Origin of the sequence: Streptomyces spectabilis (assembly GCF_008704795.1) — a bacterium.
Classification (GTDB): domain Bacteria; phylum Actinomycetota; class Actinomycetes; order Streptomycetales; family Streptomycetaceae; genus Streptomyces; species Streptomyces spectabilis.
In genome coordinates, this window is the sequence record NZ_CP023690.1 from 5,831,041 (window position 1) to 5,844,795 (window position 13,755).

General features: G+C 73.9%; 12 protein-coding genes and 1 pseudogene. 10 read left to right on the top strand and 3 right to left on the bottom strand.

From position 1 onward, the window contains the following. Positions 1–34: 34 nt before the first annotated feature. Positions 35–904, bottom strand: a complete 870-nt coding sequence (locus CP982_RS25700) for a hypothetical protein (protein WP_150512646.1) — start codon at positions 902–904, stop codon at positions 35–37. Between the two features lie 233 nt (positions 905–1,137). On the opposite strand from CP982_RS25700, the gene purN reads away from it, so the two are divergent. Both purN and purH read left to right on the top strand, forming a co-directional pair. Further along, positions 1,138–1,812, top strand: a complete 675-nt coding sequence (gene purN / locus CP982_RS25705) for a phosphoribosylglycinamide formyltransferase (RefSeq protein ID WP_150512647.1) — start codon at positions 1,138–1,140, stop codon at positions 1,810–1,812. Beyond that, positions 1,809–3,404, top strand: a complete 1,596-nt coding sequence (gene purH, locus CP982_RS25710; protein WP_150512648.1) for a bifunctional phosphoribosylaminoimidazolecarboxamide formyltransferase/IMP cyclohydrolase — start codon at positions 1,809–1,811, stop codon at positions 3,402–3,404. Before purN ends, purH begins: the two co-directional genes overlap by 4 nt. Before the next feature lie 70 nt (positions 3,405–3,474). On the opposite strand, the gene CP982_RS25715 is transcribed toward purH, so the two are convergent. Then, positions 3,475–4,110 carry an RDD family protein gene (locus CP982_RS25715; protein ID WP_150512649.1) on the bottom strand — a complete coding sequence of 212 codons (636 nt, stop codon included), beginning with the start codon at positions 4,108–4,110 and terminating at the stop codon, positions 3,475–3,477. A gap of 248 nt (positions 4,111–4,358) precedes the next feature. Here CP982_RS25715 and CP982_RS25720 point away from each other — a divergent pair, with 248 nt between their 5' ends. From CP982_RS25720 to CP982_RS25735, 4 genes are all read left to right on the top strand, one after another. Continuing rightward, entirely contained in the window at positions 4,359–5,216 is an 858-nt protein-coding gene (locus CP982_RS25720) for a bifunctional methylenetetrahydrofolate dehydrogenase/methenyltetrahydrofolate cyclohydrolase (RefSeq protein ID WP_150512650.1), read from the top strand. Positions 5,217–5,232: 16 nt separating this feature from the next. Then, positions 5,233–5,715, top strand: coding sequence for a DUF3017 domain-containing protein (locus CP982_RS25725; protein WP_150512651.1), 483 nt, complete (start codon positions 5,233–5,235; stop codon positions 5,713–5,715). Between the two features lie 433 nt (positions 5,716–6,148). Beyond that, entirely contained in the window at positions 6,149–7,309 is a 1,161-nt protein-coding gene (locus tag CP982_RS25730; RefSeq protein ID WP_150512652.1) for a sensor histidine kinase, read from the top strand. Beyond that, entirely contained in the window at positions 7,306–7,998 is a 693-nt protein-coding gene (locus CP982_RS25735; protein ID WP_150512653.1) for a response regulator, read from the top strand. Before CP982_RS25730 ends, CP982_RS25735 begins: the two co-directional genes overlap by 4 nt. Before the next feature lie 88 nt (positions 7,999–8,086). Here CP982_RS25735 and CP982_RS41840 read toward each other — a convergent pair whose 3' ends face one another. Next, positions 8,087–8,437 (bottom strand): hypothetical protein, encoded by a 351-nt coding sequence (locus CP982_RS41840; RefSeq protein WP_170316491.1) that lies wholly within the window; start codon positions 8,435–8,437, stop codon positions 8,087–8,089. A gap of 295 nt (positions 8,438–8,732) precedes the next feature. Between CP982_RS41840 and CP982_RS25745 the strand changes: the two genes are divergently transcribed. The 4 genes and pseudogenes from CP982_RS25745 to CP982_RS25760 all read left to right on the top strand — a co-directional run bounded on the left by CP982_RS25745 (position 8,733) and on the right by CP982_RS25760 (position 12,965). After that, a complete protein-coding gene (locus CP982_RS25745; protein WP_150512655.1) occupies positions 8,733–9,521 on the top strand; it encodes a peptidoglycan-binding protein in 789 nt (262 codons plus the stop codon). Then, positions 9,518–10,453 carry a helix-turn-helix domain-containing protein gene (locus tag CP982_RS25750; RefSeq protein WP_150512656.1) on the top strand — a complete coding sequence of 312 codons (936 nt, stop codon included), beginning with the start codon at positions 9,518–9,520 and terminating at the stop codon, positions 10,451–10,453. The genes CP982_RS25745 and CP982_RS25750 overlap by 4 nt, the downstream gene beginning before the upstream one ends. Before the next feature lie 342 nt (positions 10,454–10,795). Further along, a pseudogene (locus CP982_RS25755) lies at positions 10,796–10,981 on the top strand (helix-turn-helix domain-containing protein); the annotation flags it as partial. Between the two features lie 706 nt (positions 10,982–11,687). Further along, positions 11,688–12,965: a helix-turn-helix domain-containing protein gene (locus CP982_RS25760; RefSeq protein ID WP_150512657.1), complete on the top strand. Its 1,278-nt coding sequence runs from the start codon at positions 11,688–11,690 to the stop codon at positions 12,963–12,965. Positions 12,966–13,755 lie beyond the last annotated feature (790 nt).

Here is a 13,755-nt window from a genome sequence, read left to right on the forward strand (position 1 = left end):
CCCACAGCGGGGGGGGGGGCGGCCCCTGGGCGGGTCAGTCGCGGTCGGTGAGGAGGGGGCGGAGCTGCTTCGGGAGGAGGTCTTCGCAGGCCTGCTGCGAGGCCCCCGTCAGCGCGTCGTCACGACAGGTGTAGTAGTCGCGGTAGATGAGCTGCGCTCCGAACGTCGCGAGCACCATGACCAGCGCGAGCGAGGCCGTCACCAGGCCGCTGATGGCCGCCGTGGTCTGGGGCCGCGACCCGCGGGCGGCGGCCGGCTCCGGCGCGGCCGCGGCGGTCGGGTCGGGGCGCCGCGGCTTGGCCCGCAGCGCGCTGACGGCCCAGTACATGCCGAGCGCGCCGAGCAGCAGCGCCACGTAGTCCCAGCCGAAGAGGGCGAAGAAGAAGGCCCACATGCCGGAGAGCAGCGCGTACCGCGCGCGGCGCTGGGCGGGGTCGGTGGGGTCCCAGCGCAGACCGCCGCCCTGGCCGTTCTGCCCGCCGGGGCCGTCCTGGCCCTGGCCGCGGGGCCGGTCGCCGAAGCCGCCGGAGCCCCGGCCGGGCTGCTGGTCGCTCCACTGGCTGCCCCAGGGGGAGTCGCCCTGGCCGCCGGAGCCCTGGTCGTCGGAGCCCGACCCGTTCGGGTGCCGCGGTCGCCACGGCTGCTCGGGGGTGCCCTCGGGCGGGGGCGCGAACGGGTTGTCGTCCTGCGCGGAGCCCTGCCCGCCGGAGCCCTGGCCGCCGGAACCCTGCCCACCGGAGCCGCGGCCGCCGCGCTGGTCCTCCGGCGCCGGGGACGAGGGGCCGGGCCGCCCCTCCCGGAGCAGCACCGCACCCGGGCCGGGTGTCGAGCCGCGGCGCCCGTCGTGCGTCGGTCCGTGCGCGGACGCGAGGGCTGGCGTGAGGCGGAGGCTGCGGTCCGGCATCAGGTGTGCGTCTTCCCCTTGTATAGAGCTCTGGCACAGAGCGCTGGCGGCGCTCCGCGGCCCGGCTGTGCGGAGCCGGGCAACTCGGTGGTGGAGCTTGGCAACTCGGCGTTCGGGCGGCTGCCCCCACAGACGCTACCTTCCGGCCGCGCCCCCGTCCCGTGAGGGGCCGCCGGGTGTGCCGGTATCGTTGCTGACGGTCGGCCGCTTCGTAGAGTTCCCCGTATCGGGAGATGCGAAGCCTTCGTACGACCGTACAAAGAGCACTCCCGAGAAAGGGCCCCGTCGTGGCCAAGGCCAAGCGCCTCGTCGTGCTGGTCTCCGGATCAGGTACGAATCTGCAGGCACTGCTCGACGCCATCGAGGAGCACGGCCCCGTCGCCTACGGCGCCGAGATCGTGGCCGTCGGCGCCGACCGCACCGGGATCGCGGGTCTGGAGCGCGCCGAGCGCGCGGGCCTGCCGACCTTCGTGTGCCGGGTGAAGGACCACGGGACGCGGGAGGCGTGGGACGCGGCGCTCGCCGAGGCCACCGCCGCGTACGAGCCCGACCTGGTCGTCTCCGCCGGGTTCATGCGCATCGTCGGCAAGGAGTTCCTCGCCCGGTTCGGCGGGCGCACCGTCAATACGCACCCCGCGCTGCTGCCCAGTTTTCCGGGGGCCCACGGCGTCCGCGACGCGCTCGCGTACGGCGCCAAGGTCACCGGCTGCACCGTCCACTTCGTCGACGACGGCGTCGACACCGGCCCGATCATCGCGCAGGGCGTGGTGGAGGTCAGGGACGAGGACGACGAGAGCGCTCTGCACGAGCGCATCAAGGAAGTCGAGCGAAGCCTGCTCGTCGACGTCGTGGGTCGCCTCGCCCGCGACGGCTACAGCATCGAGGGACGAAAGGTAGTTATCCCGTGACCGCCGAAGGTACGACGCCCCAGACACCCCGGAGCAGCCCCGGCGCCGATCAGCGGCCCATCCGCCGCGCGCTGATCAGCGTGTACGACAAGACCGGCCTGGAGGGTCTCGCGCGCGGTCTGCACGAGGCCGGCGTGGAGCTGGTGTCGACCGGGTCGACCGCCGCGCGGATCGCCGCCGCGGGCGTGCCCGTCACCAAGGTCGAGGAGCTGACGGGCTTCCCCGAGTGCCTGGACGGCCGGGTCAAGACGCTGCACCCGCGCGTGCACGCGGGCATCCTCGCCGATCTGCGTCTGGAGGCGCACCGCAAGCAGCTCCAGGAGCTCGGCGTGGAGCCGTTCGGCCTGGTCGTGGTGAACCTCTACCCGTTCCGCGAGACCGTCGCCTCCGGTGCGAGCGTCGACGAGTGCGTCGAGCAGATCGACATCGGCGGCCCCTCGATGGTCCGCGCCGCCGCCAAGAACCACCCGTCGGTCGCCGTGGTCACGAGCCCCTCCCGGTACGGGGACCTGCTCGCCGCGGTCCGCGCGGGCGGCTTCGACTTCGCGGCGCGCCGCGCCCTGGCCGCCGAGGCGTTCCAGCACACCGCCGCCTACGACGTCGCGGTCGCCAACTGGTTCCTGGAGACGGAGGAGGGCGCGGGCGAGCGCTTCCCGGCCTTCGTCGGTGCCGCCTTCGACCTGAAGAACCAGCTGCGCTACGGCGAGAACCCGCACCAGAGCGCCGCCCTGTACACGGACGGCCGCGGCGGCCTCGCCGAGGCCGAGCAGCTGCACGGCAAGGAGATGTCGTACAACAACTACACGGACACGGACGCCGCGCGCCGTGCCGCGTACGACCACGACGACCCGTGCGTGGCGATCATCAAGCACGCCAACCCGTGCGGCATCGCGATCGGCGGCAACGTCGCCGAGGCGCACCGCAAGGCGCACGCCTGCGACCCGCTGTCCGCGTTCGGCGGCGTCATCGCCGTCAACCGGCCGGTGACCAAGGAGATGGCGGAGCAGGTCGCCGAGATCTTCACCGAGGTCATCGTGGCGCCCGACTACGAGGACGGCGCGCTTGAGGCCCTCACCAAGAAGAAGAACATCCGCGTCCTGCGCGCCCCGCAGGCGCCCTCGGCGCCCGTCGAGGTCAAGCCGATCGACGGCGGCGCGCTGCTCCAGGTCACCGACCGGCTCCAGGCAGACGGCGACAACCCGGCGAGCTGGACCCTCGCGACCGGTGACGCGCTGTCCCCGGGCGAGCTGGCCGAGCTCGCCTTCGCCTGGCGCGCCTGCCGCGCGGTGAAGTCCAACGCGATCCTGCTCGCCAAGGACGGCGCGTCCGTCGGCGTCGGCATGGGGCAGGTCAACCGCGTCGACTCCGCGAAGCTCGCGGTCGAGCGGGCGGGCGAGGAGCGCGCCCGCGGCGCCTACGCCGCGTCCGACGCCTTCTTCCCCTTCCCCGACGGCCTGGAGGTGCTGACCGCCGCGGGCGTCAAGGCCGTGGTCCAGCCGGGCGGTTCGGTCCGCGACGAGCTGGTGGTCGAGGCCGCGAAGAAGGCCGGCGTGACGATGTACTTCACGGGCACGCGGCACTTCTTCCACTGAGCGGTACGGATACGGCGCGGGCGCCGCACCCCTCCCAGGGGGGCGGCGCCCGCGCCGTATCCGTACCGGATCAGCCCTTGATGACGACCGTGCCGCACACCTTGTCGGCGAAGCACTGCTTCTTGTCGTCCCACAGCGGCCACAGGTAGCCGATGTAGCAGGGGATGCTGTCGAGGAAGTGCGCGAGCTTGCGCACGAAGGCCATGCCGAAGCCGAGGAAGCGGCCGTCGGCCTCGCGCAGGACGCGGATGCCGACGATCCTCTTGCCGATCGACTGGCCGGTCTTGCCCTCCAGGTGGATCTGGTAGAAGCCCATGAAGACCGTGTAGGCCAGGGCGAGCACGGAGACGAGGGAGGCGCCCGCGGACATGTCCTCGCCGCCGATGCCCACGGCGAGCCCCACGACCAGATAGAGCGGCACGATCGTGATCAGCCCGTCCAGCAGGGTCGCGCCCACGCGCAGGCCCCAGTGCGCCAGCTCCGGGCGGCCGTCGTGGCCCATGCCGTACCCGGCCGCCTGCGGGTACGCGCCGTACGGGGACTGGCCCGGCTGTGCCTGCGGGTACGGGGCGTAGTTCTGCCCGGGGTAGCCGCCCTGCTGCGGGGGGACGCCCTGGGGGGCCTGCTGCGGGTAGCCGTATCCGGGACCGTAGCCGGGCTGGGGCTGCTGCGGCTGGCCGTAGGGATTGGGCGGCGGCGTGCTCATGCTGGGGTGTTCCTCCGGTCGGAGTGGGGAGTGCGGGGACGTCACGGCACGCACGGAGGAACGTTCACAGATGCGTCGGTCCCCCCGACACCGGCCGCGGCACTGTGGTGCTTATCGTTCTTTAGCGCCCGCTTGTTTGTCCAGCCGCGTTTTCCCGGTGTTGTGCGAGTGCAATCGCAACGCGAACCCGACGTCGTGCGAGTGGGCCGGATTGGTACGCGGGCGTGGTCATCCGGGAGGATGGGAGCATGACCGCCCAGATTCTCGATGGCAAGGCCACCGCAGCAGCGATCAAGTCCGAACTGGCCGTCCGCGTGGCGGCCCTGAAGGAAAAGGGCGTCACGCCCGGACTCGGCACCGTCCTCGTCGGCGACGACCCCGGCAGCCAGAAGTACGTGGCGGGCAAGCACCGCGACTGCGCGCAGGTCGGCATCGCCTCCATCCAGCGCGAACTGCCCGCGACCGCCTCGCAGGAGGAGATCGAGGCCGTGGTGCGGGAGCTGAACGAGGACCCGGCCTGCACCGGCTACATCGTGCAGCTGCCGCTGCCCAAGGGCATCGACGAGAACCGCGTCCTGGAGCTGATGGACCCGGCCAAGGACGCGGACGGCCTGCACCCGACGAACCTGGGCCGCCTGGTCCTGAACGAGCCCGCGCCGCTGCCCTGCACGCCGTACGGGATCATCCGTCTCCTCCGTCAGCACGACGTGGAGATCAAGGGCGCGGAGGTCGTGGTCGTCGGCCGCGGCGTCACCATCGGCCGGCCCATGCCGCTGCTCCTGACCCGCAAGTCGGAGAACGCGACGGTGACGCAGTGCCACACCGGCACCCGTGACCTCGCCTCGCACCTGCGCCGGGCCGACATCATCGTGGCCGCCGCGGGCGTGCCGCACCTCGTCAAGCCGGAGGACGTGAAGCCCGGCGCCGCCGTGCTCGACGTGGGCGTGTCCCGGGACGAGAGCGGGAAGATCGTCGGCGATGTGCACCCCGGAGTGGCCGAGGTCGCGGGCTGGCTGTCGCCCAACCCGGGCGGCGTGGGCCCGATGACGCGCGCGCAGCTCCTGGTGAACGTGGTCGAGGCCGCCGAGCGCGGTGCCGCGGCCTGAGCCGGGAGTGGCCGCCATGAGTGCTGACGCCAAGGACGGGACCGAGCGGTCGGAGCAGCCCACCGCCAAGGGCGCCGTGAGCGCGCCCGGGCCCGACGGGGTGCCGCGCAAGACGTCGCGGCGCTTCCCGCTGTTCACCCGGGACACCGCGCGGCCCGAGGGCGGCGGCCGGGCCGCGCCGGGGGACGCGCCCGCGCCCGCGCGGCAGTGGCCGCTGCTCGTCGTCGTGTCGGTGGTCGCCCTCGGGCTGCTCCTGACCGCGTTCGACGTCTTCCGGGTGGGGACGATACTGGTCGGGCTCGGGCTGCTCGCGGGCGCCGTGATGCGCTGGACGCTGCCGGGCGTCGGCATGCTGGCGGTGCGCTCGCGGTTCACCGACATGGTGACGTACGGGATCCTCGGCCTCGCCATCGTGCTGCTGGCGATGATGGCCCAGCCCAATCCGTGGCTGGTGATCCCGTTCCTGGACGACACGCTGCACTTCACGATCAGCAGCTAGGCGCTTCGCCGGACAGACCGACGGCCCGTACTCGCCAGGAGAGTACGGGCCGTCGGCGGTGGGGCAGGGTGGTGCTCGCGGTCGAGGGCCCGTTCCCCCGTGCGCGCCCCCGCGCACGAAGCCTCGACCTCAGTGGTCTCGTCGTGCCGCCTTCGTCCGGCGGCCGTTGCTGGTGTTTCGTGGAGCGCGGACCTGCCTCCCCTTCGATCCCCCGTCAGCGGGCCCGCGCTCCCTTCCCCCGTGCGCGCCGGTCGTCTGGGCGACTCGGGCGGTGGTGCTGAGGCAAGAAACTACGGGCGGCGGGGGGTCCGCGTCGTCCTGTCCCAGGTTGACGTTCGGGTACGACGTAGGGCGCAGCTGCCCGTCAGCTACAACTTCTGCGGTACGGCGACGGGTTGACGTGGCCTCGCTGAACGCGCGTTACGCTGCGGCGATGCGACTCCGCCCGTTCACCACCGATCTCCTGCTCGCCCTCGGGCAGGTGGCAGCACTGGTGCTGATCGGGCCGAGCGCGAACGGTATCGGCTGGACCCCGCTCGACACCCAGGGCTACGGGCTCGGGCTGCTCGTCATCCTGCCGACGCTCGCCCGCTCCAAGGCGCCGATCACGGTCTGTCTGGTGACGTACAGCGTCTGGGTCGTCTACATCCTCGCGGGCTACTGGCCGGTCGTGACCTCGTTCGGGCCGCTGCTGTGCCTCTACACGGTCTCGCTGCTGCGCCCGACCCGGGTCTCGGCGGTGCTCGCGGTCCTGCTCGCCGCCCTCTGGGCGTTCGGGAGTCTGCTCACCCTCGACGACTCCTTCATCCCCTCCGTCGTGGCCCAGTGCGTCTGCTTCAACGCCATGGTGTGGCGCATGGGCTATCTGGCGCGCCGCTCCCAGGAACTGGCCCGCAGGACGCGCGCCGAGCAGCAGGAGAAGGCGCGGCGCGCGGTGGTGGAGGAGCGCGGCCGGATAGCGCGGGAGCTGCACGACGTGGTCGCCCACCACATGTCGGTGATCTCCGTGCAGGCGGGCCTCGCGAAGTTCGTCTTCGACTCCGACGCGAAGACCGCGCGCGCCGCGCTCGGCACCATCTCCGGCACCAGCGCCGAGGCCCTCGAGGAGATGCGGCGCATGCTGCGGGTGCTGCGGGCGCAGGAGGACGGCGGGGAGGTGCCGGACGCGCCGATGCCGGGGCTCGCCCGCATCGGGGAGATGACGGACCGGGTCAGGGCGGGCGGCGTGCCCGTCGAGTTCCGGGTCGTGGGGACGCCCCGGCCCATCGCCTCCGGCGTGGAACTGTGCGCGTACCGCGTGGTGCAGGAGGCGCTCACGAACGTCCTGAAGCACGCGCGGCAGGCGAGCGCCACCGTTGAGCTGCACTATCACCATGACCACATCGAGGTGTCGGTCACCGACGACGGGGAGGGGGTGATTCAGGACAGAGTGGAACGAGGGCGGGGACATGGCTTGATTGGCATGCGTGAGCGGGCCAAGCTCTACGGCGGAACGATCAGCATAGGGCCGCGCAGCAGCGGGGGGTTCGCCGTCAGGCTCACTCTGCCCACGTCCGCGCGGGCCGCACCGCCGGGAGACGACGTCACCGAATGACCCCCCACATCAAGGTGCTTGTCGTGGACGACCAGTTCCTCATCCGCGCCGGGCTCGTCGGTGTGCTGCGGGCCGCGCCCGGCATCGAGGTCGTCGGCGAGGCGGGTGACGGCGCCGAGGCCGTGGAGCTCGCCGCGGAGGCCCGTCCCGACGTGATCCTCATGGACATCCGCATGCCCGGCATGAACGGCATCACGGCCACCGAGCGCATCCTGGCCGCGGCGCCCGACCCGGCGCCGCGCGTTCTCGTCCTGACCACCTTCGACCTCGACGAGTACGTGTACGGGGCGCTGCGCGCGGGCGCGGCCGGGTTCCTGCTCAAGGACTCGGGCCCGGAGCGGCTCCTCGCCGCGGTGGCGGCGGTGGGCAGCGGCGACGCGCTGTTCGCGCCGAGCGTCACGCGCCGCCTGGTGGAGGCGTTCGCGCAGCGGTCCGGGAGCACCCCGCTCGCGGGCTCCGAGTCGCCGCCGGGCCTGGAGTCCCTGACGGGCCGCGAGCTGGAGGTCCTCAAGCTGATAGCGCGAGGCCTGTCGAACGCGGAGATAGCCGACCGCCTCTACATCAGCGAGGCGACCGTCAAGACGCATCTGAACCGCACGATGAACAAGCTGGACATCGACACCCGGGCGCAGGCCGTGGTGATGGCGTACGAGTCGGGCCTGGTCACGCCGGGCGACCAGGGCCTCTGACCCGCACGGAGCTGCTCGCACGGAGCGGCGGACGGAGCGGCCCGCCCCCTCCCCCGGGAGGGCGGACCGCTGCTCGTGGGCCGGCCGTTCAGCAGGTCACGGTCTTGTCGTAGGAGCCGAAGGGCCAGCTGTGGCGCGCCCAGGCGCGGTGCTTGAGCGAGGTGCAGCGCGAGTCGGGGCCGTGCTTGACGACGATCTTCACGCGCAGCACGCGGCCGCAGTTGTTGGTGGCGGTGGCGGAGCGCCCGCTGACGGACCGCTCGACGCAGGCGGGCGCCGTGCCCTGCGGCGCGGCGGACGCGGCCGGGGCGAGGGTGAGGCCGCCGCCCAGGACGGCGGCCGCGGTGAGGCCCACGGCGGTGGCCCGGACGTGCCCCCGGGCCTTGCGGCCCCAGCCGGTGTCCGTGGTGTCACAAGGCATGCGTGTGCTGCTGGTCATGGGTGTTCTCCCCCGTGGAAGTGGTGCCGCGAGATGCGGCGTTCTCGACTGTGCCGAGCGGAATCGGTCAACAGCCAGAGCGGCTGGTCCCGGTGGGTGCCCTTGGGATGTCCCACCCGCTGACCTGCGGCGGAGCGGGAGCCGGGGGCGCGGGCGTGGGACGTGGGACACGGCCGGAGTGGCCGGTTCGGGGGTGCGAAACGGCCGCCGGGGAACCGGAATTGATGCATCCGCCCTCTTTTGGGTCACAGGGGGCGATACGCCCGGGAGACCTTGTGACGCGTCCGGGGGAGACATGCCGCGTTGGAAAGAGCTGCCCGCGCAGCTGGGGGAGCAGGAGCGTCAGCTCCTCGTCCAGTTACGGCGGATGAAGGACCACAGTGGACTCAGCCTGGCGTCGCTCGGCGCCAAGACCTCGTACAGCGGCTCCTCGTGGGAGCGGTATCTGAACGGCAAGAAGCCCGTGCCGCGTGCGGCGGTGGAGGAGCTGGCCCAGGTCTGCGGCGCGGACCCGACCCGGCTCCTCGTGCTGCACGAGGTGGCGCGGGCGGCGGACGGGCACGCGGAGCCGGTCGACAGCGAGGCCGAGGCCGTCGCGCCCGAGGCCGCGGCCCAGCCGGTGACACGTGCGAGCGCGCCGCCGGGACCGCCCGCGGAAGCGCCGCCCGCGGCCCGCACCGTGCGGCTGCGCTCCGCGCTCACCGCGCTCGTGCTCGCGGTGGCCGCGGCGTTCGCGGGCGGCCTGCTCGCCGGGCGGGCGCTCTCGGGGGACGGGGGCGACGAGGGCCGCGGTGTGTTCGCGTACGCCCAGGAACGGACGTACTCGTGCGAGAACGGCCGCGCCGACGGCGTCCGCCACGCCGGGTACTCGACGACGGCCACCGCGATCCTCGACCGGGGGAGCACCGGCTGGGAGGTCGTCGAGGCGCAGTGCCTGCTCAAGGCCCACGGCTTCGGCGCCGGGAAGATCGACGGGTCGTACGGCGACGGTACGAAGGCGGCCGTCAAGCGCTTCCAGCGCGCGCGGGGCCTGGTGACCGACGGCATCGTCGGCCCGGACACCTGGGGAGCGCTGCGCAAATGAAGGGGCGCGCGGGGCGGGACGGCCGGGGCGGGCCGTCACCGGCGCCGCCGGCCGCGGGCCTGCCCCTCGTCGAGGCCCTGCGGGAGCTGCGGGAGCGCACGGGTCTGAGCCTGGAGGCCCTCGGCCGCAGGACCGCGTACAGCAAGTCGTCCTGGGAGCGGTACCTCAACGGCAAGAAGCCCGTGCCGCGCAAGGCCGTCGCCGCGCTGTGCGCGCTCGCCGACGAACCGCCGGGCCGCCTCCTCGCGCTCTGGGACCTCGCGGACGCGGCGTGGAGCGGGCGGTCGGCGCGGGGGGACGACGCGAGCGCGGCGGACCGGCCTGGCGGTGACGGGGCGGGCGGTGACGGGGCGGGCGGTGACGGGGCGGCGGACGACATCGGCACGCTGGTCGGGTCCACGGGGCCCGTGCCGGGCGGCGCCGGGGCCGCGCGGCGGCGCCGGTCCGCGCTCGCCCTCGGGATCGCCGCCGTCGTGGTGGTCGCGGGCGGCGTGACGGCCGGGCTCGCCGTCACGCGCGACGACGACCGGCGGCGGGACCGCGTGGCGACCGAGCCGGGGCCCGGCCCCTACGAGCCGCGCTGCGTCGGCGCGGCCTGCGAGGGCCGGCAGCCGCAGAAGATGGGCTGCGGCGGCCCGGGGCAGGTGGCCTCGCTCGCCACCCGCTCCTTCGCCCCGGAGCGCCGGGTCGAACTGCGCGTCGGCAAGGCGTGCAACGCGGTGTGGGCGCGGGCGACGGGCCTGCTGCCCGGCGATCGCGCGGTGGTCTCCCTGCCGGGCGCGCGGGCGAAGGAACTGCGGGCGGACGAGCCCGAGGACACCCGTCGGTATCTGGCCACGCCCATGACGGCGCTCAAGGGCGCGGATCCGGCGGACGCGACGGTGTGCGTGACGTTCGCGGAGACCGCGACGAAGACCTGCTTCTCCGGCTGAGTCCCGCGAAGGCCCGGTCCGGGCCCAGTTCAGAGCCTGTCCGAAGACGAAGGACGGCGCCCGTCCTCTCCCCCGTGGGAGGACGGGCGCCGCCGTACGTCCGGGAGCGGGATGCGCGCTCGCCGTGTGTCTTCAGCGTCATGGACACGCCGTCTTCGCTTCAAGGGCGGCCGGTTCCCTGTGGCACGGAAGTGACCATTCCGCAACGGTGTGCGGGGCCCGCTACGGCTGCGCGACGACCCGGCAGGGAAGGCCCCGGGGGCGGGAACCAAACAGGGCTGTTCCCCCGTCACGTGACAAACCGGATGGGGAGGAACCAGGGCGCGCGAGGAGGGGTGGACGATGAGTGCGCGCGCGAGCGCCTGGCAGCCGCTGCCGGAGGAACTGCCGTCGGAGGTGCGGCACTTCGTGGAGCTGCTGCGGCGGCTCAAGGACCGCACGGGCCTGAGCCTCGTCGGGCTCGGCGAGCGGGCCTCATACAGCAAGTCCTCCTGGCAGCGTTACCTCAACGCCCGGCAGCCCCCGCCCGGCTGCTCGCGGCCCGGGACCTCGCGGCGCGGGTGTGGCCGCGCGGCGGGACGACGCCCGCGCCGGGACCGGAGCGGACGGCGGCCCCGTTGACCTCCTCCAGGTCCTCGTGCCGCTGCCACCTGTACGTGGCCGACTCCGTCCGCGTACAGGACCGTCTGCCACAGGGCGGTGGCGTCGCTCACCGTGCGTGGCTGCCGATGGACAAGGTGCCCTCCTCGCCCCAGTCGTTGTACGCGTAGCCGCTGCCGTCGGGGCTGCCGGGGCCGCGGGCCGCCGGTGGTCGTGGTGTGGTGCATGGAAATCCCCCGTGGTTCGCTCTGGTTCAGCCCGTTCCGGTCTGTTCCAGCCGGTTCAAGCCGGTTCCGGCACGGAAATGCCGTGTTCGATACTCCGCCGCGGAACCGCCCCGCAAAAGGGTCAAGCGGCGCATCCGGGACGGTTCTGGGACGTCCCAGTGCGGGACCTGGGGTTCCGCATCGTGAAGTGGGACGTCGGTGGGACACTGTGCGTCGACCGCGGAGCGTGCGACGGGGCGCATCTGGCCCAAATGCTCCCGTGCGCCCCCAATCCGGGAACTGTCATCCTGGCTTGGCGCATCTCTCTGGGTAGTCCAGAGCCGGAGCGTTCGGGGGCTCGTACGGGGCACTGAGTCAATGAGCACGATGCGTGGGGTACTTGCACGCACGGGGGGATTGGGGGAGCGATGCCTCGTTGGAAAGCGCTGCCGGACGACCTCGACCCGCAGGTCAGGGAGTTCGCCAGCCAGCTGCGCAGACTCGTCGACAGCAGCGGGCTGAGCATCGCCGCCGTGGCGGACAGGACCGGCTACAGCAAGACGTCGTGGGAGCGTTATCTGAACGGGCGGCTGCTCGCCCCCAAGGGCGCGATCGTCGCGCTCGCCGAAGTCACCGGCACGCCCGCCGTCCACCTCGTCACCATGTGGGAGCTCGCGGAGCGCGCCTGGAGCCGCTCCGAGATGCGGCACGACATGACGATGCAGGCCATCCGCATCTCCCAGGCCCGCGCGGCCCTCGGCGAGGCCGCCGCGCCAAGCCCGCCCAAGGGCAAGGGCGGCTCCGGCAAGGCCCGCGGCGGCGTCGGCGCGGTCACCGGCGTCGCGGGCCCCGCCGGGGTGTCCCCGACGGTGCCGCCGCGCCATGAGAGCGCGCGGTACGGGGCGCGGACGGCGGCGCAGCCCGGAGCGGCCGGGGGCCCGGGCCCGGGAGCGGCGCCGTCGTCGACTCCCGCCGGCCCCTCCGCCTCCTCTGCTCCTTCCGCTCCTTCCTCGTTCCCCGCCCCCTCGTCGTCCGCGTCGTCGCCTTCCTCCGCGCCGTCCTCGTACGAGGCGTCGGCGGCACCGCCCACGGCGGCGGCCTCCGCGCACGCCTCGGCCGCGACGGCGTACGGCGGCGGGGCGCGGGGCGTGCCCGCGGCCCCCGTCGGCCCCGACGGGAAGTCGCCGGACGGGCAGCGGCGCAAGCGGAAGCTGACGATGTTCCTCGCGGGCGTCGTCGGCGCGCTCGTCGTCATAGGGGCGGCGGCGTTCCTCACCGGTGTCGGCAGGGGCGACAAGGACGACGACAAGGCCAAGCCGTCCGCGACCCCCACGACGTCCACGGCGGACCTGCCCGCCGGGGTCGAGTGCAACGGCGCCGCGTGCGCGGGCAAGGACCCCGAGAACATGGGCTGCGGCGGCGAGTTCGCCCGCACGACGGCGCGGGTCACCGTCGGTACGAAGACCCTCGTCGAGGTGCGCTACAGCAAGACCTGCGGGGCCGCGTGGGCGCGGATCACCCAGGCGAAGTCCGGGGACAAGGTGCAGATCAGGGGCTCGGACGGGGGTGCGGCGGGGCGGCAGAGCGGGACCGTTGGTGGGGCCGCGGACGTGGACGCGTACACGCCCATGGTGGCCGTGAAGTCGGGTACGCAGGCCAAGGCCTGCGCGACGCTTGCCTCGGGCCTGAAGGCCTGCACGAAGTAGCTGCCGCTTGCTGAGGGGCCCCTGGCCGGGCCCCGCCGGACCGATCCGCGGCACCTCGGCTGCGCCCGCGCCCCTGGGGCGGCTTTGCCGGTGCGGGTTTGGTCCCGCCCGCCCGCCCCCGCCTGGTTTTGCGTCGGGCCCGGGTCTGGGGGGGCGGCACCTTGGCTGTGCCCGCGCCCCTGGGGCGGCTTTGTCGGTGCGGGTTTGGTCCCGCCCGCCCGCCCCCGCCTGGTTTTGCGTCGGGCCCGGGTCTGGGGGGGGCGGCACCTTGGCTGTGCCCGCGCCCCTGGGGCGGCTTTGTCGGTGCGGGTTTGGTCCCGCCCGCCCGCCCCCGCCTGGTTTTGCGTCGGGCCCGGGTCTGGGGGGGGCGGCACCTTGGCTGTGCCCGCGCCCCTGGGGCGGCCTTGTCGGTGCGGGGTTGGTCCCACCCTCCGCCCCCACCCGGCTCTGCGTCGGGCCCGGGCCTGCGGGGCGGTTGCTCGGCGCTTGGGCTGTGCCCGTAGCCCTGGGGTGGCTTTGCCGGTGCGGGGTTGGTCCCACCCTCCGCCCCCACCCGGCTCTGCGTCGCGCCCGGCCCCGCGGAGCGGTTGCTCGGCGCCTGGGGCTGTGCCCACCCGTCCCGCCCTGCGGGACGATTGCCCACAGCGGGGGTGGGTGGGAGGCTCCGCCGCGGTAGCGGCGGGCGCGCCCACCGGCGGGCGGCGCTCCGCGTCGGGGCCGGGCCGGCAAGGCAGGGGAGCTGCGGGTGGGCGGGTGGGCGAGCCCCCCCCGCCAGGGGCCCGGAGGAATT

Coding starts and splice junctions, on each gene's coding strand:
- CP982_RS25700 (WP_150512646.1), bottom strand. CDS start 904: ATGCCGGACCGCAGCCTCCGCCTCACGCCAGCCCTCGCGTCCGCGCAC.
- purN (WP_150512647.1), top strand. CDS start 1,138: ATGCGAAGCCTTCGTACGACCGTACAAAGAGCACTCCCGAGAAAGGGC.
- CP982_RS25715 (WP_150512649.1), bottom strand. CDS start 4,110: ATGAGCACGCCGCCGCCCAATCCCTACGGCCAGCCGCAGCAGCCCCAG.
- CP982_RS25720 (WP_150512650.1), top strand. CDS start 4,359: ATGACCGCCCAGATTCTCGATGGCAAGGCCACCGCAGCAGCGATCAAG.
- CP982_RS25725 (WP_150512651.1), top strand. CDS start 5,233: ATGAGTGCTGACGCCAAGGACGGGACCGAGCGGTCGGAGCAGCCCACC.
- CP982_RS25730 (WP_150512652.1), top strand. CDS start 6,149: ATGCGACTCCGCCCGTTCACCACCGATCTCCTGCTCGCCCTCGGGCAG.
- CP982_RS25735 (WP_150512653.1), top strand. CDS start 7,306: ATGACCCCCCACATCAAGGTGCTTGTCGTGGACGACCAGTTCCTCATC.
- CP982_RS41840 (WP_170316491.1), bottom strand. CDS start 8,437: ATGACCAGCAGCACACGCATGCCTTGTGACACCACGGACACCGGCTGG.
- CP982_RS25745 (WP_150512655.1), top strand. CDS start 8,733: ATGCCGCGTTGGAAAGAGCTGCCCGCGCAGCTGGGGGAGCAGGAGCGT.
- CP982_RS25750 (WP_150512656.1), top strand. CDS start 9,518: ATGAAGGGGCGCGCGGGGCGGGACGGCCGGGGCGGGCCGTCACCGGCG.
- CP982_RS25760 (WP_150512657.1), top strand. CDS start 11,688: ATGCCTCGTTGGAAAGCGCTGCCGGACGACCTCGACCCGCAGGTCAGG.